At 71.2% G+C, this 20135-nt stretch carries 18 protein-coding genes and 1 tRNA gene; 10 read left to right on the plus strand and 9 right to left on the minus strand.

Translation table 11 applies throughout. The features are described 5' to 3' along the window. Positions 1–146 precede the first annotated feature (146 nt). Entirely contained in the window at positions 147–773 is a 627-nt protein-coding gene (locus tag ACFC0G_RS38375; RefSeq protein ID WP_376413297.1) for a hypothetical protein, read from the minus strand. 214 nt (positions 774–987) lie between these two features. Here ACFC0G_RS38375 and ACFC0G_RS38380 point away from each other — a divergent pair, with 214 nt between their 5' ends. Continuing rightward, the gene (locus ACFC0G_RS38380; RefSeq protein ID WP_376413299.1) at positions 988–1935 is read left to right on the plus strand and encodes a Yip1 family protein; all 948 of its coding nucleotides are present in this window, start codon (positions 988–990) and stop codon (positions 1933–1935) included. 94 nt (positions 1936–2029) lie between these two features. Here the strand turns inward: ACFC0G_RS38380 and ACFC0G_RS38385 are convergent, their stop codons facing one another. The 3 genes from ACFC0G_RS38385 to ACFC0G_RS38395 all read right to left on the minus strand — a co-directional run bounded on the left by ACFC0G_RS38385 (position 2030) and on the right by ACFC0G_RS38395 (position 5360). After that, positions 2030–2731: a response regulator gene (locus ACFC0G_RS38385; protein WP_376413301.1), complete on the minus strand. Its 702-nt coding sequence runs from the start codon at positions 2729–2731 to the stop codon at positions 2030–2032. Then, on the minus strand, positions 2728–4032 hold the full coding sequence (locus ACFC0G_RS38390) for a sensor histidine kinase (protein ID WP_376413302.1): 1305 nt from the start codon (positions 4030–4032) through the stop codon (positions 2728–2730). Before ACFC0G_RS38390 ends, ACFC0G_RS38385 begins: the two co-directional genes overlap by 4 nt. Positions 4033–4244: 212 nt before the next feature. Then, positions 4245–5360: a peptidoglycan DD-metalloendopeptidase family protein gene (locus tag ACFC0G_RS38395; RefSeq protein ID WP_376413304.1), complete on the minus strand. Its 1116-nt coding sequence runs from the start codon at positions 5358–5360 to the stop codon at positions 4245–4247. Between the two features lie 201 nt (positions 5361–5561). On the opposite strand from ACFC0G_RS38395, the gene ACFC0G_RS38400 reads away from it, so the two are divergent. Further along, positions 5562–6170 (plus strand): hypothetical protein, encoded by a 609-nt coding sequence (locus ACFC0G_RS38400; protein WP_376413306.1) that lies wholly within the window; start codon positions 5562–5564, stop codon positions 6168–6170. Then, the gene (locus ACFC0G_RS38405) at positions 6167–8776 is read left to right on the plus strand and encodes a GH25 family lysozyme (RefSeq protein ID WP_376413308.1); all 2610 of its coding nucleotides are present in this window, start codon (positions 6167–6169) and stop codon (positions 8774–8776) included. The genes ACFC0G_RS38400 and ACFC0G_RS38405 overlap by 4 nt, the downstream gene beginning before the upstream one ends. Before the next feature lie 51 nt (positions 8777–8827). On the opposite strand, the gene ACFC0G_RS38410 is transcribed toward ACFC0G_RS38405, so the two are convergent. Together ACFC0G_RS38410 and dcd are read right to left on the minus strand one after the other, a co-directional pair. After that, complete coding sequence (locus tag ACFC0G_RS38410) at positions 8828–9325, minus strand: phosphoribosyltransferase (RefSeq protein WP_024755952.1); 498 nt, start codon at positions 9323–9325, stop codon at positions 8828–8830. A gap of 13 nt (positions 9326–9338) precedes the next feature. Next, complete coding sequence (gene dcd, locus ACFC0G_RS38415) at positions 9339–9914, minus strand: dCTP deaminase (protein ID WP_376413310.1); 576 nt, start codon at positions 9912–9914, stop codon at positions 9339–9341. Between the two features lie 439 nt (positions 9915–10353). Between dcd and ACFC0G_RS38420 the strand changes: the two genes are divergently transcribed. Then, positions 10354–10424 (plus strand) — tRNA-Gly (locus ACFC0G_RS38420). A gap of 279 nt (positions 10425–10703) precedes the next feature. Beyond that, positions 10704–11870 carry a hypothetical protein gene (locus ACFC0G_RS38425; RefSeq protein ID WP_376413312.1) on the plus strand — a complete coding sequence of 389 codons (1167 nt, stop codon included), beginning with the start codon at positions 10704–10706 and terminating at the stop codon, positions 11868–11870. 52 nt (positions 11871–11922) lie between these two features. On the opposite strand, the gene ACFC0G_RS38430 is transcribed toward ACFC0G_RS38425, so the two are convergent. The 3 genes from ACFC0G_RS38430 to ACFC0G_RS38440 form a co-directional block, all read right to left on the minus strand. Continuing rightward, complete coding sequence (locus ACFC0G_RS38430; RefSeq protein WP_376413314.1) at positions 11923–13131, minus strand: tyrosine-type recombinase/integrase; 1209 nt, start codon at positions 13129–13131, stop codon at positions 11923–11925. Next, entirely contained in the window at positions 13131–13349 is a 219-nt protein-coding gene (locus tag ACFC0G_RS38435) for an excisionase family DNA-binding protein (RefSeq protein ID WP_376413316.1), read from the minus strand. The genes ACFC0G_RS38430 and ACFC0G_RS38435 overlap by 1 nt, the downstream gene beginning before the upstream one ends. Before the next feature lie 183 nt (positions 13350–13532). Then, positions 13533–14027 (minus strand): helix-turn-helix domain-containing protein, encoded by a 495-nt coding sequence (locus ACFC0G_RS38440; protein ID WP_376413318.1) that lies wholly within the window; start codon positions 14025–14027, stop codon positions 13533–13535. 272 nt (positions 14028–14299) lie between these two features. Here ACFC0G_RS38440 and ACFC0G_RS38445 point away from each other — a divergent pair, with 272 nt between their 5' ends. The 5 genes from ACFC0G_RS38445 to ACFC0G_RS38465 all read left to right on the plus strand — a co-directional run bounded on the left by ACFC0G_RS38445 (position 14300) and on the right by ACFC0G_RS38465 (position 20111). Further along, the gene (locus ACFC0G_RS38445; RefSeq protein ID WP_376413342.1) at positions 14300–15508 is read left to right on the plus strand and encodes a DUF3631 domain-containing protein; all 1209 of its coding nucleotides are present in this window, start codon (positions 14300–14302) and stop codon (positions 15506–15508) included. A gap of 380 nt (positions 15509–15888) precedes the next feature. Next, positions 15889–16797: a DUF2637 domain-containing protein gene (locus ACFC0G_RS38450; protein WP_376413344.1), complete on the plus strand. Its 909-nt coding sequence runs from the start codon at positions 15889–15891 to the stop codon at positions 16795–16797. Between the two features lie 282 nt (positions 16798–17079). Further along, complete coding sequence (gene mobC / locus ACFC0G_RS38455; RefSeq protein WP_376413320.1) at positions 17080–17526, plus strand: plasmid mobilization relaxosome protein MobC; 447 nt, start codon at positions 17080–17082, stop codon at positions 17524–17526. Next, positions 17527–19185 (plus strand): relaxase/mobilization nuclease domain-containing protein, encoded by a 1659-nt coding sequence (locus ACFC0G_RS38460; protein ID WP_376413322.1) that lies wholly within the window; start codon positions 17527–17529, stop codon positions 19183–19185. 56 nt (positions 19186–19241) lie between these two features. Then, the gene (locus ACFC0G_RS38465) at positions 19242–20111 is read left to right on the plus strand and encodes a hypothetical protein (RefSeq protein ID WP_376413324.1); all 870 of its coding nucleotides are present in this window, start codon (positions 19242–19244) and stop codon (positions 20109–20111) included. Positions 20112–20135: the final 24 nt, after the last annotated feature.

Here is a 20135-nt window from a genome sequence, read left to right on the forward strand (position 1 = left end):
ACCCCCCCCACCCCCCCCAACCGTTTTTTGTGTGGGGTGGGGGGGGTTTTTTTTTTTTAACCCCCCCGCGCCCCGGGCGGCCCGTCGGTGCGCGCGCCCCCCCCGGGGGCCGCGGGGGGCGGCCCTCTCTCGTACGCGTCGGCGCCTCAGCGGTGCCGGGACACCAGGGTGCCGTGGACGTCGTACGTCCAGCTCTTCCCGCCCGGGACGGAGAGCTTCACGTAAGGCCGCCCGTCCTTGCCTGCGAAGAAGGTGGCGGTGTGCCCGTCGGGCAGCTCGACCACCTTGGCGGCGTTGTGGGGCACCTGCTCCTTGGGCGCGGGCTTGGGGACCGGCTTGGGGGCGGGCTTGGGGACCGGCTTGGGGACCGGCTTGGGGGCGGGCTTGGGGGCGGGCGCCTTGTCCAGCCAGGAGGAGACGGTCCCGTCCGGCCGGAGGACCACGTGGAGCCCGTTGTTCTCCCCGTACGCGGACTTCCCGTCGCGGCTGACGAGCGTGTCGATCAGCGACCCGCCCCCGTAGATCTCGGCGGAGAAGCGGCCCGGGCCGTCCTGGTAGACCTTGGCGAGCGAGCCGTCGGCGAGGTCGACGTTCCGCCACAGGACCGACTGGTCGCCCGCGGGCTCGTCGCTCCCGGTCCGGTCGCTCGCCGTCGGGGCCGGGTCCTGGGCCGGGCCGTCGGCGGCGAAGGCTCCCGCGGCCGGCAGGAGGAGGGCGGCGACGGCCCCGGTGGCGACGGCGGCGGTACGGGCGGAACGACGGGTGACACGCATCGGAAGATCTCCTTGCTCGGGTCGCTGACATCTCCGAAGCTACGAGGCCGATATTGAGGTGATACATCGGATTTGTCACAGCGCCCCCAAGCCTGGCCACCGACCGCGTCACGGCCCGCCCGCCCCTGGGGATTCCCCTAGGGGATGTCACAGCTCAGTGGCAAGGACCGGCCGGACGAGCGCCCCCACAGCCTGAGCGGGTACGTTCAAGGGCGTGGCTGGATTCAGGAACGGACGCGGCCGGGACAACCGCCCCCCGCAGCAACAGCAGCAGCAACCGCAGCAGGCGCCCTACGGGTACAACGCGGCCCCGCCGCCGTACCCGCAGCAGCAGTGGCCCCCGCAGAGCGGTCAGTACGGCGGCGGTCAGCAGAGCGGTCAGTACGGCGGGCAGTACGGCGGCGGGCAGCAGGGCGGGCAGTACGGCGGCCCTCAGGGGCAGCCGCAGCAGCAGCCCTACGGGGAGCCGGAGTACTTCGGCGACCCCTACGGCCAGCAGCAGCCGCAGTCGCAGCAGCCGCACGCCGGCACGGCGAACAACCCGGGCCACACGCAGATGTTCAGCGTGGACGACCCGTACGGCGACGGCGGGGGCTACCAGGCCGCCCCCGTCCCCACGGGCCCCCGCCTGCCCTGGAAGCCCCTCCTGAGCGGCATCGTGCTGCGCCCGGCGGACACCTTCCTCCGGATGCGGGACCACGCCGTCTGGGGCCCGGCGCTGATCGTCACGTTCCTCTACGGCCTGCTCGCGATCTTCGGCTTCGACAAGGCGCGCGACGAGGCGATCAACGCGACCTTGTCGACGGCGATCCCGTACGTCCTGATGACCGCCCTCGGCTTCGTCGTCGGCGGACTGATCCTCGGCGCCGTCACGCACACGCTCGCCCGCCAGCTCGGCGGCGACGGCTCCTGGCAGCCGACCGTGGGCCTCTCGATGCTGATCATGTCGATCACGGACACGCCGCGGCTCGTCTTCGCGCTCTTCCTCGGCGGGGAGAACGGCTTCGTCCAGGTCATCGGCTGGCTGACGTGGCTGGCGCTCGGCGCCCTGCTCACCATGATGGTGAGCCGCTCGCACGACCTGCCGTGGCCGAAGGCCCTGGGCGCGTCGGCGATCCAGCTGGTGGCGCTGCTGAGCCTGACCAAGCTGGGCATGCTGTAGCGGCATACGTCGCGTACGCAAGCCGAACTACGAGCCCCCCATCGCACGGCGGTGGGGGGCTTCGCCGTCCCCGGCCGCTCGGCGCCCCGGCCGCTCAGCCGCCCCGGCCGCCGATGCGCCACCAGTCCTTGCGGTCCGCCGGCTCCTCGGCCCAGAACTCCAGGAGGTCGCCCGGCGCGAGCCCGAGGGCGTGCTCGATCTCGCCGGGCGTGAGGCCGCGCAGGGAGTCCGACAGCGACCTGGTCAGGTCGAACCAGTAGCCGCGCAGCGTCGACTCGCTCACGAACAGCTCCCGCGCGACCTGGGCGTAGCTCAGGCCGCGGGCGCGGCCGTGCAGGATCTGGCGCTGGCGCTCGCTCAACAGGGTGATGCAGTCGCGCCGGACGAGCACTTCGAGGATGCCCACGACCGGCTGCGGCACGACGGTGCCGCCGGCGGCGACGTCGAGGAAGAGCTGTTCGGCCCGGTCGCGCGGCAGGGCCTTGGAGACGATGCCGCTCGCCCCGGCCGCGAGGCACGCCGCGAGGACGAAGCGGCGTTCCTCCTGGCTGTAGACGCAGACGCGGTAGCCGCGGCGGGTGAGCGTGCGGATCGCGGCGACGCCCTGCCGGACGTCGGGCTGCTGCTCCAGGTTGGCCAGGTGCAGGTCGAGCAGGACGACGTCCACCGCCGGGGCCCGGCGTATCAGCTCCTCCACGGTCGCGACCGCGGCGACGACGTCGAGACCGGGCATGAGGAGGCCGATCGACTCGCGGATCAGCGAGGCGTCGTCGACGACCGCCACCGCGGGCCTCATGGCACGTCCGCGAAGGCGGCCCGTACGGTCGGACGCTCCGGCCCCGGCGGGCCGGCCCCGGGCTCCGGGCGGGACCGGACCGTCACGGTCGTTCCCTCGCCCGCGGCGGACACGATCCCGACGGCGAGCCCCCGCCGGCGCAGTTCGCCGACGACCACCTCGCGCAGCCCGATCCCGGCGGTCACGGTCGCGGGGTCAAAGCCGACGCCGTCGTCGTGCACGGTCAGCGTCCAGCCCTCCTCCCGCGTCCCGTCGAGGTGGACGACGACCTCGTGCGCGCGGGCGTGCACGCGGACGTTCAGGAGCAGGCTCCCGAGCGCCCGCTCCAGCGCCTCGGCCTGCGCGGCGGGGATCCGCAGGCCGGTGCCGAGATCGAGCGAGGCGACGACGTTCAGGTCGGCGAACCGGTCGCACACCCGCTTGACCACGGGGACGAGCCCGGCGGGCGGCCCGTCGCCGTCGGAGGCGTACGCGTCCCCGCCCCCGGCGTCCCCGCCCCGCGAATCCCCGCCCCGGGCGTCCGTGCCCCGGGCGTCCGTGCCCCGCAGATACGAGCGCATCCGCCGCAGCTCGAACTCGGCCTGGCCGACGAGCCGGGCCCGCGAGACGTCGTCCCCCTGCTCGGTCAGCAGGCGCATGACGGCGACGCCGTTGTGCATCATCACCTGCGCCCGCCGTTCCTCCTCGCGCCGCGCCAGCTCGGCGGCACGCGCGCGGGAGGCGTCGGCGTCGCGCGCGATGCGGCGGGTGTAGCCGAAGAACATGCGGGCGACCAGCGCGTACACGACATAGGTCAGGACGTTGCCGACGGCCGTCGAGGTCATCTCGCTCCCGACGTCGCCGCCGAGGTAGACCACGTAGGAGAGGGAGACGGCGAGCAGGCTGGCCGCCCAGACGGCGAGGCCGCGCACCCCGCCGGCGGTGATGATGACGGACAGCGCGTACCCCGGCTGGAACGCGGTCCAGGTGCCGAAGCGGTCCCACGGCGCGAGCACCAGGGGGCCGAGGACGAGCAGGGCGCAGGCCAGCCCGAAGTCGAGTACGGAGACGACCGTGCCCGGCGGCCGGCGGCGTACGAGCGTCACCACGCTCACCGCGACCGCCGCGAGGGCGGCGGCGCCCCAGCACGCGAGGTAGCCGCTCTCGTGCGGCGCCCGCGCCGCGCCGAGCTGGACCGCGGGCACCATCTGCGCGACGGTGCCGAGGCGGACCCCCGCGGTGAAGTACGAGAAGGCCCGCTCGACGCCGGCCCTGGTCGTGGGCAGCTCCGCGACCCGCCACAGCCCGTTGCGACTCCTCATCGTCCTCCTCGGCTCCGCGGCAGCCTTCCGACGCGCAACGATGAAGATAGTTGAGGGGCATGCCTGAGGGCAGGGCCTCGGAAAGAGACCCTGCCCCAACGGAGTTCGACGATCAGGACACGTCAGAGGTGTCGGACGCGCCAGAGGTGTCGGACGCGTCAGAGGTGTAGGACGCGCCAGAGGTGTCTGACGCGTCAGACGAGCCGGACGCGTCAGACGAGCCTGGCGAGCGCCGCCCAGGTGTTGGTGCCGGGAACCCCGTCGACCGGGCCCGTGTAGCCGCCGAGCTGGGCCATGCGCTGGAGCGCGGAGTACGTGGCGTTGCCCGGAGCGCCGTCGATCGGGCCGGTGTAGCCGTAACCGGAGAGCACCTTCTGCGCGCCCTTCCACGACATGGTGCCCAGCACGCCGTCGGCCGGTCCGGTGTAGCCGCCGAGCTTGGCCATCCGCTGGAACGCGGCCCAGGTGTTGGTGCCCGGAGCGCCGTCGATCGGGCCCGTGTAGCCGTACCGGCGCAGGACGGTCTGCACGCCCTTCCAGGAGTTGGTGCCCATCACTCCGTCGATCGGGCCGGTGTAGCCGCCCTTCTGCGCCAGTCGCTGGAGTGCGGAGTACGTGTTGCCGCCGGGCGCGCCGTCGAGGGGGCCGGTGTAGCCGTACCCCTTCATGACCTGCTGGACGCCCTTCCAGGTGTTCGTGCCCGGCACGCCGTCCAGGGCTCCGGTGTAGCCGCCGGCGCCGGCGATCTTCTGGAGCGTCAGCCCCTCGCCCTGGACGGGGGGCGGACCGCCGCCCGTGACGGAGAGCGGGTTGACGCGGACGCCGCTCGCGTTGATGACGTGCCAGTGCAGGTGCGGCCCGGTCGAGTTGCCGGCGCCGTCGGCGCCGGCCGCTCCGCCGGAGCGCCCGACGACCGTCCCGGCCGCCACGGAAGCGCCGTTGGCGAGCAGGAACTGCGACAGGTGCATGTACTGGCTGCGGTAGCCCTCGGCGTGGTGGATGGTGACGGTGTGGCCGCCGGTGCCGTTGTAGGGGATGTTCTCGATCGTTCCGGCGCCGCAGGCCGGGAGCGACGTCCCGACGGCCATGCCGAAGTCGACGCCGTTGTGGTTCGGCGGGTCCCACGGGCCGGTGATGGCGTACGCGCCGAACGGGTTGTAGAGGGCGGGGACGGCGTACGCGCTCGTGGGCAGCACGAGCCCGCCGGCGGCCAGCGCGCCGCCGCCCACCACCGCGCCACGCAGCAGCGTGCGGCGGCTGACGCCCGCCGGGACGTGATGGTCGTCCTGGCCGCCGCCACAACGGTGCCGTGCCTCGTTCTCGGTCAACGCTTCTCCTCGTCTAGGACGGTTCGCGAGCCCGCTCATCCCATCGGGCCGCCCCGGCGCCGACAACCCAACGAATGCGCGGAACCGGGGCTTCAACTCCGCGCTTTCGTTGGGTTGTCGGCGTACGGGCCGTGCGGTGGTCTTGACCGGTCCGTGGTTCGGCCGGCGGTACAGGGATTCCAGGAGGTCAGGTGAGGTCAGGTGCCCGAGTGGGTTGATGGCGAAGGGCGGGGCACGCCGTCGCGGCGGTCCGTCCTGCGGACGGTCGGCGCGCTGCTGCCGGGACTGGTCCTGGGGGTGGGCGCGGGCGGCACGGCCGCGGCGAGCACGCCTCAGGTCTCCGGAGGCTCCGGCGCCTCCGACACGTCCGGCACCTCCGGCGCATCCGGCGCGGACGTCCGGGGGACGTTCTCGTCACCCGGATACGCGTGGACGGCCTCGGACGCACGGACTCCGGCCGGTTCCCCGGCCGCCGGAGTCGTGTTCACGCTCGCCTCACCGGACGGCAGGCCGCTGCCCGGCCGACGGGTCCGGTTCTCCCTCAGCGCCTTCCACGCGGCCCGTCCCGGTCTCTGGTTCGAGGTGTCCGAGGGCCGGAAGTCCCCGGGCCGGTACGGATATCTGGACCTCGACACGGACGCGGACGGGACCGTCGACCTGGGCCCCTGGCTCCGTCACGGCGGCGTACCGACCGCCGCGGCGGACCCGCGACCGGTCGTCCGCGCCCAACTGGTGGGCTCGGAGACGATTCTCGCCGCATCCCGGGTGTCCGTCCTCCTCCCCACCACCCTTCAGAGAGGTGCACGTTGACGAGAACGGTCGCCGGGGCCGAGCAATGGGCTCGCCAGCACGTCACCGACGGTGGTGCCGCCGGCTTCGACAACGGCTACAACTGGTCCGACATGTGCCAGTCGCTGATGTTCCGGGCCTGCGATCTGAGCAGCTCGCGGGGCACGGCGTACGACGCCTGGGAGGCGTCGGGCGAGGGGCATCCGGACTACTCGGCGGCGCCCCGCGGCGCCTTCCACTGGTGGGCCAACGCGGTACGGCTCACGCCCGGCCACGTGGCCCTGGACCTCGACGGCGGCGGCACCCGCTGCCTGATGGCGACGGGCCACCTGTCGGGCGGGGAGGACTTCGCCCCCGGCGGCTACCGCATCGGCACCCAGTCCATCGCCCGGTACAACTCCCTCTCCGGCCTGGTGTACCTGGGCTGGACGCTGGACAACGTGGGCGCGCGGATGGCCGACGTGGGCACCCCGGGCCCCGGGGGCACCACGTACACCCTGACCGCCGACGACCAGAAGGTCCTGCAGACGCTCGCGCAGCGCGGCGGCTACACGGGCCCGGTCGACGGCGCGATCGGCGTCAACGGCTGGAAGGGCGTGCAGACCGCGGTCCGCGGCTACGGCTACGCGGGCCCGGTCGACGGCGTGCCCGGCACCGAGACGTACAAGGCCGTCCAGGCGCTGGCCCGGGACGGCGGCTACACCGGCCCGGTCGACGGCCTCCTCGGCCCGAACACGATCCGCGGCGTGTCGGGCTGGCTGTCCGCGCACCCGCCGTCGACGACCCCGGCCCCCGGCCCCGCGCCGACCCCGTCGCCCACGGACGCGGTGTACGGGATCGACGTCGGCACCAGCCAGGCCTACCTGGACTTCCTGGCCGCGCGCAGCGCCGGCTTCCGGTTCTGCGTCGTGAAGTCGGGCGGCTCCAACGACGGCACGCACCTGCCCTACACCTCGCCGCACTACGTCCGGCAGGTCGACGAGGCCCGGGCCGCCGGGTTCCTGGTCGGCCACTACTGGATGACGGGGTGGGGAGCGGCGGCCACCGACGCCGAGTACTTCCTCGCCCATCTGCGGGACTACCGCCCCGGCGAGCCGCTGATGGTCGACGTCGAGGGCGTCGACCAGAGCCCGGTGTGGACGGACGCCCAGACGGCGGAGTTCATCGGCATCGTGAAGGCCCGCCTGGGCACGACCCCGTTCCTCTACACGTACTCCTCCCTGCTCCAGTCCCGCTCCTGGACTCAGACGCGGGCGACGGGCGCGAAGCTGTGGATCGCGGACTACGGCGCCCCGGCCGGCAGCCCGCGGATCGGCACCGCGTATCCGGACTGGGCGATCCACCAGTTCAGTGACTCGGGGTCGGTCAAGGGCGTCGCCGTCGACCTGAACCAGGCGAGGCCGGACGCGTTCGGCTCGGCGGTCCTGCCGCCCCCGGGGCAGAACCCGATCCCCGACCCGGCGCCGGACATCCCGCTGGCCGACGGCGTCACCCTCCAGCGGCTGGCGCAGCTCGGCGGCTACACGGGCCCGCTGGACGGCGTCCTCGGCCCCCTGTCGTGGAAGGGCGTCCAGACCCTCCTCACCCAGCTGAGCCTGTACAGCGGCCCGATCGACGGCGTCCCCGGCACGAACACGTACAAGGGCCTCCAGCAGCTGGCGCAGCGGGGCGGCTACACGGGCCCGGTCGACGGGATCATGGGCCCGAACACGTACGCCGGTCTGCGCGGCTACCTCGACCAGGCCGGCGGTACGGGCCCGGTCACCCTCTCGACCGCGGACGCGAAGACGCTCCAGCAGGTCGCCCAGCACGGCGGCTACACGGGCCCGGTGGACGGCGTCCTCGGCACCAACGGCTGGAAGGGCGTCCAGACCGTCCTCGCGCAGGGCTACTCCACCGGCCCGATCGACGGCACGCCCGACCCGGAGACGTACAAGGGCCTCCAGCGGCTGGCCGCCGACTACGGCTACACGGGTCCGATCGACGGCGTCCCCGGCCCGCTCACCTTCGCGGCGGTCCGCACGTACCTGAGCGTGACGGGCACCGGCCCCGGCCCGATCTCGACGGCCGACGGAACGACCCTGCAGAAGATCGCCAAGGGAGGCGGCTACACGGGCCCGCTCGACGGGGTCATGGGCGCCAACGGCTGGAAGGGAATCCAGACGGTCCTGCGCGGCTACGGCTACACGGGTCCGCTGGACGGGGCGCCCGGCACGAACACGTACAAGGGCCTGCAGACCCTGGCGACGGCCGGCGGCTACACGGGCCCGATCGACGGCGTACTGGGCACCAACTCGTGGAAAGCCATCCAGACGGTGCTGCGGCGCTTCGGCTACACGGGCCCGATCGACGGGGCGCCGGGGACGAACACGTACGCGGCGATGCAGCGGATGGCCGCGGTCGGCGGCTACACGGGCCCGGCCGACGGGGTCCTCGGCTCGTACAGCTGGGGCGGGATCCAGGCGTGCCTGCGCGGCTGGGGCTACTCGGGCCTGATCGACGGCGCTCCGGGCAAGGCGACGTACGTGGCGCTCCAGCGACTGGCCCAGACGGGCGGCTACACGGGCCCGCTGGACGGGGTCCCCGGCACGAACACGTACCGGGCACTGGGCAACCTGGTCACCTGAGCCGACTCAAGTGACCAGGTGACCGGAGCGTGGGGGGGTCGGGTTCTCGACTCAGGCGTCGAGAACCTGACCCTCACGCTTCACGACGGGCGGCTCGACCGACCAGGGGAAGTTGATCCACTCGTCGGTCTTCTTCCACACGTACTCGCACTTCACGAGCGAGTGCGACTTCTCGTAGATGACGGCCGAACGGACCTCGGCGACGTGGTCGACGCAGAAGTCGTGGACGAGCTTGAGCGTCTTGCCGGTGTCGGCGACGTCGTCCGTGATCAGGACCTTCTTGTCGGAGAAGTCGATCGCGTCCGGCACGGGCGCCAGCATGACCGGCATCTCCAGGGTGGTCCCCACCCCGGTGTAGAACTCCACGTTCACGAGGTGGATGTTCTTGCAGTCGAGGGCGTAGGCCAGACCGCCGGCGACGAAGACGCCGCCGCGGGCGATGGAGAGCACGATGTCGGGCTCGTACCCGTCGTCGGCGATGGTCTGCGCCAGCTCGCGGACGGCGGTCCCGAAGCCCTCGTACGTCAGGTTCTCGCGTACTTCACTCATGCCGGCTACCGCCTCACACCTGGGTCCGATGGAAGTTCATGAAGGAGCGCGAGGCCGTCGGCCCCCGCTGGCCCTGGTACCGCGAGCCGTACCGCTCGCTCCCGTACGGGAACTCGGCGGGCGAGCTCAGCCGGAACAGGCACAGCTGGCCGATCTTCATGCCCGGCCACAGCTTGATCGGCAGGGTGGCGAGGTTCGACAGCTCCAGCGTCACGTGCCCGGAGAAACCGGGGTCGATGAACCCGGCGGTCGAGTGGGTGACGAGCCCGAGCCGCCCGAGGGAGCTCTTCCCCTCCAGCCTCGACGCGATGTCGTCCGGCAGGGAGATGACCTCGTAGGTCGAGGCGAGCACGAACTCGTTCGGGTGGAGGATGAACGCCTCGTCACCCTCCGGCTCGACCTCACGCGTCAGGTCGAGCTGCTCGACGGCGGGGTCGATGTGGGGGTAGCGGTGGTTCTCGAACACCCGGAAGAAGCGGTCAAGCCTCACGTCGATGCTCGAGGGCTGCACCATGGATTCGTCGTACGGGTCGATGCGCACCCGTCCGGCATCGATCTCGGCCCGGATGTCCTTGTCTGAGAGAAGCACGCCCCCACGATACGCAGAGGGCGCGGACCTGCCCCAATCGGCAGGGTCACGCGCCCCGGCCCTCGGCCCTACCTCTCGGCCCGGCCCCTCGGCCCGTCCGGCTCAGCGCTGTCCGAGCACCACGGGCACCGCGTGCCGCAACCGCGCACACCGCGGACACCGAATGAGCCGCCCGGGCCCGATCCGCCCGGCCCCGAGCTGCTGAAGCGGGAACGAGGCGGTACTGAACACATGCCCTTCGGCACAGCGGACGACGGTGCGCTCCATGGAACCCATCAAGTCCCTTCCCCTACACGTGTGGTGGACGAGACAGCCACATTAGGGGATCAACAGGACACCCTCCAGGCGGCGCTCCGCACACGCGGAGGCGTGAGGTTCGCCTCAAGTGGCGCATGGGGTACAGTGTGCAACGATGCGGCACCGTTCATACGGCCGCTGTGCGGATGTAGTTTAATGGTAGAACATGAGCTTCCCAAGCTTATAGCGCGGGTTCGATTCCCGTCATCCGCTCTTCCACGAAGCCCCAGGTCGGCGACCTGGGGCTTCGTCGTTGTCTAGACCTCTCAGGGGCCGCGTGCCATTCACGTGCCATACGGGACCTCATGTGGCGTCAGGGCAGAGGCCGATCCAGACCGCGCGTCATCGGGAATGGCGAACCTGAGTGAGACGGATCTGGCTCGGCTTCGCGAACCGAAGGATCGCGTCCCTAGGCCGGCGAAGTCGACACAGGCCCGGCAGAGGCTGACCGGCACAAAGCATGATCTGAAGCCCGCTCCGCTATGCGTGCGAATGGGTGATGATGGCGCGGTGATCGTGGACCTGAGCAACTACGAGCTGGTGTGGCCGACATCGCTGTTCGTGTCGGAAGGGGAACGCATCCTGAGGACCAATGGCTCCCGTTCCTCGTGGGAGGACCGCGTGGAGTGGCTCCTGACCGAGGCCCTGGTGGGGTCAACAGCCGTTGCGGACTTCCAGGAAGTCGAGGCCCCGCATAGCGGCTGGGGCTCCACGCGGGAAAGCCGGTTCAGGGGAGACACCCGGGAGGACTGGTTCTCGGAGCTCATCAGCCGTGCTTCGGAGATCCGGCCCGCGCTCGCGCCACGGCCATACTGGCCTCAGCGGCAGGGCCGTGGCTTGTCTGCCGACGGGAGCACCGCACGAGATACCCGCCGTAACTTCGCGCGGATCGTCGCCGATTTCGCTGACAACGGCTACCTGGCCGAACAGTTCGGTCAGGAGTGCGTCGACGGGCCGGACGACCTGCCCGATGCCTCCGCGCTGATCGCACGACGCCTGGGCATCCCGGGCTTGTGGCCGCTGGCCCCGACAGTCTGGGACGAGGACACCTTCTACGGGCTGATCGAGGTGTTCCATGACCTCGTCAGCCGTCCCCGGCTACGGAGCTTCCACTCCTACGGCGGGTGCGGCTGGCACCACTCGGAATTCCACAACGGACCTGCGCGAATCCTCTACCGCGCGAAGATCAACGAACTGCTGCGCGAAGCCGGAGCCGAGTACGAGCTCGCCGCAGAAGGGGAGGACCTGGGCAGGCTCGTCGCAGTCACCGACGACGCACGCCGCCAGCTCGTACACCGCGTCCTCAACGACAGTCCCCCAACCGTCGCCATCCGCGTCCGGCATGCCATCGCACTCTTCCGCGCCCGTGACGCATCTCTGGAGAGCAAGCGGTCGGCCATCGTTGCCGCCGTCGGCATCCTGGAGGAACGCCGCGCCCTGATCCGCGACGACCTCGGGAAGCCTGACGACGGGGCCCTGTTCGAGATCGCCAACAGATTCGACCTGCGCCACCGGCGCGCGGACCAGCTCGCCAACTACAACGACGCCTTCCTCGACTGGATCTTCTGGTGGTACCTCGCCACCGTCGAGCTGACCAACAAGCTGATCGAGGCAGCGGAACCCCTGAAGGCCGGCACCGCATCTGAGCCTCCCTTTTAGCAGGCTGAGAAGCAGCAGGTGGAGGTCCGCTCTGGACCTCCACCTGCTCCTGTCACCTCACCCGCGCAGCTCCACCGGAACCCGAGGGCGGAACCGGGAACCTGTGGACAGCGGCGGCTGCGCCCCCACCCAGGCCCCGAACCGCCGTGCGCTGCCGGCGTACGTCGGCGTCGATGTCGTCGGCAAGCTTGCACTGATGCGCCTTCGTGGAGTGCTGGTAGATCAGCTGGGCCCGTTCCGAGGACTGGCCGGCGCGGACCATGAGGTCCTTCAGCTTGGCGCCGGTGTCGGCGGCGAGGGTGTTGCCGGTGTGCCGGAGGTCGTAGAAGCGGAACTCCTTCGGCATGCCGACCGCGTCGCGGGCCTTGCGCCACTTCCGGCCGAAGGTGGTGCCGCGCAGGGCGGCGCCTCGCTCCCCCACGAAGACCAGACCGTCGGGTCCGTCCTGGGCGAACCACTCCAGGTGTCGGCGGACGTCGAGGAGGATGAAGCCGGGCAGCATGATCTCCCGTTTGCCCGCTCGGGACTTGGGGTCGCCAATCACCCTGCGGCCGGTGTTCAGCTCCGGTGCGGCGCGACGGACCCGTACCGAGCCCGCGTCGAGGTCGACGTCAGAGCGGCGCAGTTCGGCCAGCTCCTCCGGGCGCATGGAGGCGAAGGCGCCGAGCAGGACCATCAGCCGCCAGCGGATGCCGATGGCCTCGGCCAGGGCGAAGACCAGCTCAACAGTGGCCACCGGTCGCTCGTCCGCGTCCTCGCGGCCCGCTCCACGGATGAAGCAGGGGTTCCTGCGGATCAGATCGTCCTCGACGGCCGTCTGCATGATGGCCTTCAGGAGGCGGTACGACTTGGCGATCGTGGTGGCGCCGGTCGCCTTCCGCCGTTCCGCGCGCCAGGTCCTGACCTTGGCGGGGCTGATGGCGTTGACGTACTGGCTGCCGAACGTCGGCTCCAGGTGGAGGCGGAGCAGCCGCCGGTACAGCTCCTCGGTGGTGGGCGCGACGCCGCGCTCGTCGATCCAGCGGGTGGCGTACTCGGCAAACAGCACCTCGCCGGCGGTCGGATCGATCCAGTCGCCTCGGGCCTGGTCGGCCTGGACCTGGGCGAGGAACAGCTCGGCTTCGCGCTTGGTCTCGTACGTCTCCGGGGCCGCGCGCAGCACGCCGTCCGTTCCGGGGTAGCGAGCCTGCCAGCGGCCCGAGGGGAGCCGGCGGATCGCACCGAAGCTGCGGCGCGGGGCCCTCGTGCGGGATCGCGCCATCAGGCCACCAGCCCGAAGCCGGACCGTCGACTGCGGACGGGTTCGACCGTCCGTTCCTCGACGTAGGCGGTGAGCACGCTCTCCGCGATCCGAACGTGCTTGCCGAGCTTCACGTAGCGGATCCGGCGTTCCTGGATGAGCCGGCGGATGAAGCGCACGCCGGTGCCGAGGCGTTCGGCGGCCTCGTCGACCGTGAGCAGGCGGTCGTTGTTATTCACCTCCTTCGCCGTGCGGGGGTGGGCAGAGGCGTGGGGTATCGCCGTCTGGCGCAAGCAGGGTCCTCTCTAGCCTCGGCTGATGGGGCGGCAACCCCGGCCGGGCCGGTGTCGTTCAGGGATGGGATGGGCCGGTGGCGTGGCCGGGGCTTGGGGTTTGCGGTCCAGGGCGGCCGGAGGGGTGGGCTACGGCTGGGGCGGCGGCCCGAACTCCTCCTGGTTGATCTTCATGGTGTTCTCGGCGATGGCGTTGCTGACCATCACGTCGGCCTCCTCGCGGATGTCCGGGTGCTCATCGAGGTAGGCGCCCAGATCATTGGTCGCTCGGCGCCACGCGTGCTGGGCTCTCTGGGCGGCCAGGTTGGCGGCCACGACGGTGTCGATGAGCTCCATGGCGCGGCCGGCGGCTGCCAGGGCAGGCGGGCCGACGAGGTTGGACAGCGACACCCCGAAGACCTCGGCGAAGCCGATGGCCTCGTCGAGGTTGATACGGCGCTTGCCGTTCTCGATCCGCCACACCGCCGACGGGTTCATCTCGTAGCCGGCCTCGTTGAGGCGATCGGAGAGCGTGGTGGTACTCCAGCCACGCTGCTCGCGCTCGGCCTTGATCCGCTTGGCGGCGTTCTCCTCACCCTTGAGCAGGACACCATCCGGCGCCTCGTCGCGCTCGTCATCGGACATCGATTCCTCCTTCCTGTCGCAGCATGCCGCTGCAGTCCGCAGGGCCAGTTAAAACAGTACAGCATCTTCTGCCCCTTGCAAAGGAGCTATGCGTCAGGCATAGTGATAGGTGTGCCGGGTCCCTGCGATCCGACATGCAAAAAGCCCCCCGGTGCTTGCGACACCGAGGGGCTCAAAGCGCAAACCTCACGCCGCCCATCCCTGAACGACTAGCTGCATGGCCGGGATTGCCGTCCCGTATGGCCCGCAGATTGAGGAGCTCGATGTCCAGTATGGACGAAGCCGCCCCGAACACGCCATCGCTTCCCGTCGAGTGGCCGCCCATCGCCATACCCGGGCAGCCGGCCGCCCCCGCGCCCACGCCCACCCCGGACCCCGAGGGCGTAGAGGTCCTCGACCAGCTCCGGGAGGCGATCCGCCGCTATGTCGTGATGCCGAGCGACGAAGCACTGACCGCGACCACGCTGTGGGCGGCGGCGACCCACCTGCAGACGGTATGGCAGCACGCGCCTCGCCTGGCGGTGGTCGGACCTGCCAAGCGCTGCGGGAAATCGCGTCTCCTTGAGGTCCTGATCGAGGCGGTCCATGAGCCGCTGATCACGGTCAACGCGTCCGCCGCCGCGATCTTCCGGTCAATAGGCGAGGGCGACCCGCCCACGCTCCTCGTGGACGAGGTCGACACCATCTTCGGGAGCGCAAAGGTCGCGGAGAAGAACGAGGAGATGCGCGGCCTGCTCAACGCAGGCCACCAGCGCAACCGGCCCACCCTGCGCGTCTCCGGCCCCAACCACGAGGTGGTCAAGTTCCCCACCTTCGCCATGGCCGCCCTCGCTGGCATCGGCGACCTGCCCGACACGATCATGGACCGGTCGGTCGTCATCCGCATGCGTCGCCGAGCCGAGTCCGAGAAGGTCAGCTTCTGGCGCTACGGCCGTGACGACCTGGCGGTACGCCAGCTCCGGACGCGGCTGGCGGCCTGGCTGGCCTCCGTACGCGAGAAGGCGATCGCGCTGGAGCCGAAGCTGCCGGTGGAGGACCGGGCCGCCGACACGTGGGCGCCGCTGATCAGCGTCGCCGACCTCGCGGGCGGGCACTGGCCCGTCCTGGCCCGCACCGCGTGCACAGCGATGACGGACTACGAGTCCGGGCGCGACGAGGACGGCGGGCTGAAGATCCGCATCCTCGCCGACATCCGCCGCGCCTTCGCCTCCGAGGGCGACCAGCCGGCGCTCCGCACCGGCCGCCTCCTGGACATCCTCAACGCCGACCCCGAGGCGCCCTGGGCCGAGCACAGCCCCAACGGGCTCACTCCGCGCGGCCTGCAGATCCTGCTCCAGGACTACGGCATCAAGTCCGGCAACCGGCGCTTCCCCGGCGGCAACCAGGCCAAGGGCTTCACACGCGCCCAGTTCACCGACGCGTGGACCCGCTACTGCCCTCCCGAGGCAGCAGCCACGCTCCCGGTCGAGCCCGGCGCCTGACTCTCCCCGACTCGTCCCACTCGTCCCCGCGCAGGTCAGCGCGGGGACGAGTCACCGACCCGCAACGAGTCGACCCGACATCACCGCCCCACCCGTACCTGCCCTGACCAGCGACGGGACGAGTGGGACGAGTCCCCGCCGCTCAAGGCCACCCACGCCCAGTGGTCCCGTACGGCCCTGCACAAGCTCCGCTTCCCCACCCTGGAGAACACTCCTTGCACTCCCCTGCCCCAAGCGCCCCGGCAGCCACACAGCCCGCCTCGGCCGCCGAGGACGAGGCCCTCAAACAACCTGACGCTCCTGGCGACGCCCGCCGAGCGCCCGCACCCGCTGAGGGGCGTCGCGTAAACCGCACAGGCCGCATCACGCTCGTCCTCGGCCTGGTGGCCGTCGTCCTCATGGCCTTCCGAGTCTCGTGGAACGCGCTGTCCGACGTGGCCCGCGCCATCGGCGCCGATCCCACCGCCGCCCTGCTCTACCCGATCGTGGTCGACGGTCTGATGGCCCTCGCGCTGATCGCCGCGCTCGTGCTTACTGGTGCCGACCGGACGTTCGCCCTGCGGGTCCTCGCCACCTACACGGTCGCGAGCCTCTTGTTGAACTACGTGCACGGCCTCGTACCGGCCCTGCACACCGACTCGGTCCAGTGGGGCCGACTGACCGACCTGGACCCCGCGAACTGGGCCCTCGTACTGCTGGCGACCTCGCTCCTGGTCGGGTCGATCTACTTCGGGTCGGACCTCGTGGCCAAGGTGCTGCACCACAACCCCGAGTCGGCCGACTCCCCCGAAGCGGCCTCTGCCCAGTCGGTCGGCGACCAGACCCCACGGTCGACGCCTGACCGGCCCGAATCGGTCCCCGAGCACCTGGCCGAGTCGGCCCCCACGGAGGCCACCGAGGCACCTGCCACGGGGCCGACCGAGGGAACCGAAGCGGCCCCCGCCACCCGACCGCCTCGACCGACCACGGTGGCGGAGTCGACCGGAGCCGCCCCGCGTCGGGCGACCGGTCGGGTCCCCGACGCCGCCAAGTCGACCGCCGACCGCACCCGCACACCCGCCGAAGTCCTCGACAGGGCCCGACTCCTGACCGCCCACTGGAGCGACGACCAGCTGACCGCCGAGCGTCTGCGCCGCGAACTACGGATCGGCCTGCCCCGGGCCCGCGCCTTGCGCGACCAGTTTCAAGCCGAGCGCACCGGCCAGGCCCAGCTCGCCACGGACGACGGCTCCAAGGCCGGACCACTCGACGGACTGAACGAAGCCGCCTCCCCCGTCGGCACCGGCTAACCCTCGCAGAGCCCTGCCACGCCTTCCGGCGCATCCCGTGTCCCCGTGCAGCCGAGCGCGGGAACACAGAGGCCGCACACAACCAAGCACCCAACGGAGAACCGATCCATGCACGACCCGAACCACGAACTCCCCACCACACAGAAGGAGATAGGCACCGGCCTCAACAGCGCAGCAAGGTATGGCGTTGGACCGTCCAAGGGCCGGTCCCACGCGGAAGCCTCCGCCCCAGGGGTGGCGGAGGCAGATCCCCGGCGCGAGGGCGCACCGGGGACTGGGGGTGTGCGTGCCGCCGACGAGGCCGCACTGCGCCGAATCGCCCGTCGTCGCGCCCACCAGGACGTGCAGCGTAAGGAGCGCGTCGACGTCCGCTACAGCATCGACGAGAGGCAGGCGATCCTCGACGAAGCCCGTCGCCTCGGCCTGGCCGGCGCGCACCTTGTCGGCGCCATCGTCATGGCCCACTTGAACGACGACCTGGCCCTGCCCGCGGAGCGCACCGCCAATGACGACCTGATCGACGAGTACGCCGCCCTGCGTACCGAGCTCTCCAGGATCGGCACGAACGCGAACCAGATCGCCCACCGCCTCAACGCCGGCGGCGATGCACACCCTGTGGACGCCGCCGTGCTCGCGGAGGCCCGTCGGCTCGTGGCTGTGGTGAAGCAAACGATCACGGCGGTCGACGCCGCCGCGGATGTGGCCGCCACGAACCGTCGGGCGGCATGATTGATCGCGAACATCGTCAAGCCCGGCCACAAGACCCGAGGTGTCCTCAACTACCTCTACGGGCCCGGCCGCGCCAACGAGCACACCGACCCCCACCTCGTCGCCTCGTGGGACGACTTCGCGCCCGACCCCGGCCGCGACCCCGGCGCCACTCTCGCCCAGCTCGCCGACGTCCTCGACCTTCGGGTCAAGCAGGCCGGCCACAAGGCGCCGAGGAACCACGTCTGGCACTGCTCGATCCGCGCCGCCCCAGAAGACCGCCACATGTCAGACGACGAGTGGGCCGTCATCGCCCGGCGCGTCCTGAACGCCACCGGCATCGCACCGGCCGGCGACCCCGACGCCTGCCGCTGGGTCGCCGTCCGCCACGCCGACGACCACATCCACATCGTCGCCACCAAGGTCCGGGGCGACCTCCGCACGCCACGGAACTGGAACGACTTCCTGCGCGCCGACAAGGAACTCGTCGCCATCGAGAAGGAGTACGGGCTCCGCCAGGTCCCGCGCGGCGACCGCACCGCCGCAAGGCGCCCCACTCGCGCCGAGCAGGAGAAGGCCCGCCGCACGGGCACCGCCCGGACCTCCCGCGAGCACTTGCGCACCATCGTCCGCACCGCCGTCTCGGCGGCCACGACCACCGAGGAGTTCTTCCGGCTCGTCGAAGGGGCTGGCGCCCTCATCGACGTCCAGTACTTCCCTTCTGGCGACGTCCGCGGCTACAAGGTCGCCCTCGACGACGACACCAACGCCCAGGGCGAGCCGGTGTGGTTCTCCGGCTCCACGCTCGCCCCCGACCTGTCCTACCCCAAGATCGCCTCACGCCTCACGGCCACCGAGACGACGCCAGCGGAGCGGACCGACGCCCCGGCTTGGCGACGACTCTCCATCGCCATCGACCAGACACCCGACCACCTCACGCACGACGAGGACGAGGCCGGACAGGCCCACATCACCGTCCTCGCCGAGACCCTCGATGCACTCCCCCTGGTCGCCCCTGCCGGCCTCCAGCCCCAGCTCGTCCAGGCCGCCGCCGTCTTCGAGCGCGCCGCACGGTCCCGCATCCGCGCCCAGCACCAAGCGGCCCGGGCCACCCGCCGGGCGGTGAAGGCGATCCTGCGTGAGCCCGCCCCAAAGGACGGAGCCCTCCTCGCAGCCGTCCTCGACGCCCTGCTGCTCGCGGTCATCGCCACCCAGCGCTGGCACCGCACCCGCGACCACACCCAGCAGGCCGAAGCCGCCTGTCAGACCGCCGCACATCTCCGCGCCGCCTATCAGGCCCAGGCCGCCGAGCCGCTGGCCGTTCTCCGACAGCGAGGAACACGGCTGGCCGAGTCACTGCGCCGACGGCAGGAGTTCACCCTGCGCCGAGCCCTTCCCGAACTGGCCGAACAAGTCCTCGCGGAGCCCGGCTGGCCCGCTCTCGCAGCCACCCTCGCCCGAGCCGAAGACGCCGGCCACAAGCCCGCCGCTCTCCTCACCGAAGCCACCGCTCGACGGGAGACCGACACCGCCACCAGCGTCAGCGAAGTCCTCACCTGGCGACTCCACCGCCTCACCGACCTGACCGCCATCACCACCACCAGCAGGGCCCCGGCACCCCAGTCGGCCGCCTACCGCCCGACCAACACCGCCACCAGTCAGCAGCGCCGCACGCGCTGAACCTCACCCCCAAGGAGCACCCCCTGAAGGTCCACCCCGCCGCCGACATCTTCCCGATGCTCGACCCCGACGAGCTGCTCGACCTTGCCGAGTCCATCAAGACCGAGGGCCTGCGCAGGGACATCGTCCTCGACATGGATGGCGTCCTCCTCGACGGCCGCAACCGGCTCGCCGCCTGCAAGATCGCCGGTGTCGAACCCCGCTTCACCGCCTACACCGGTGACAACCCGCGAGCGCTGATCTTCTCCGCCAACGTCGTCCGTCGGCACATCACCAAGGGCCAGCAAGCGATGATCACCGCCATGGCGTGTTCCTTTTCGGGACACTCCCTGCGCGGCTTGGCCAAGACCCACGGCCTCAGCCGTACCCGCCTCTCCGCCGCCAAGGTCGTTCTCCAGCACTCCCCCCACCTCGCCGAGCAGGTCCGCATCGGCGCCTTCCCGCTCGACGCTGCCTACGACATCGCTCGCGAGCTCAAGGCACAGGCCGAAGCCCTCCAAAAGAAGCGCGACCGCCTCACAGAGAACGCCCCTGACCTCGCCAAGCAGGTCGCCGAAGGCCATCTCACCCTCGACGACGCCATCACCACGCTGGAGGAACGACAGGAACACACCCGCATCCGAAAGCAGATCGCCGAGGCCGACAAACTCCGTCTCGCCGACGGCCACACCACCCCGCCACTGAACCAGCTCGCCGAGCAGGGAGACATCACCTGGCACCAGGCCCACCACCAGGCCGAGCAGTACCTCACCCACCGCCGGTCCGCGATCCACCACACCCAGCAGGCCATCGAACAGGCTGCCGAGCACTGGACCACGATCCGACCCGCCGTAACCCGCCCCGGCACAGCCTTCACCCGCGAAGTACACGCCGGGCTCTCGCCCGAAGCCCAGGAACTGGCCGCCCACCTCACCCCACGCACCTGATGCGGTGAGCCTCTCGGTCCCAGA

It is taken from the genome of Streptomyces sp. NPDC056169, from assembly GCF_042268445.1.
Taxonomy (GTDB): domain Bacteria; phylum Actinomycetota; class Actinomycetes; order Streptomycetales; family Streptomycetaceae; genus Streptomyces.

Bases quoted from the DNA above. Each gene is read 5' to 3' on its own strand.
- ACFC0G_RS38375 (WP_376413297.1), bottom strand. From the start codon at position 773: ATGCGTGTCACCCGTCGTTCCGCCCGTACCGCCGCCGTCGCCACCGGG.
- ACFC0G_RS38385 (WP_376413301.1), bottom strand. From the start codon at position 2,731: ATGAGGCCCGCGGTGGCGGTCGTCGACGACGCCTCGCTGATCCGCGAG.
- ACFC0G_RS38390 (WP_376413302.1), bottom strand. From the start codon at position 4,032: ATGAGGAGTCGCAACGGGCTGTGGCGGGTCGCGGAGCTGCCCACGACC.
- ACFC0G_RS38410 (WP_024755952.1), bottom strand. From the start codon at position 9,325: ATGAGTGAAGTACGCGAGAACCTGACGTACGAGGGCTTCGGGACCGCC.
- ACFC0G_RS38425 (WP_376413312.1), top strand. From the start codon at position 10,704: ATGGGTGATGATGGCGCGGTGATCGTGGACCTGAGCAACTACGAGCTG.
- ACFC0G_RS38430 (WP_376413314.1), bottom strand. From the start codon at position 13,131: ATGGCGCGATCCCGCACGAGGGCCCCGCGCCGCAGCTTCGGTGCGATC.
- ACFC0G_RS38440 (WP_376413318.1), bottom strand. From the start codon at position 14,027: ATGTCCGATGACGAGCGCGACGAGGCGCCGGATGGTGTCCTGCTCAAG.
- ACFC0G_RS38445 (WP_376413342.1), top strand. From the start codon at position 14,300: ATGGACGAAGCCGCCCCGAACACGCCATCGCTTCCCGTCGAGTGGCCG.
- ACFC0G_RS38465 (WP_376413324.1), top strand. From the start codon at position 19,242: ATGCTCGACCCCGACGAGCTGCTCGACCTTGCCGAGTCCATCAAGACC.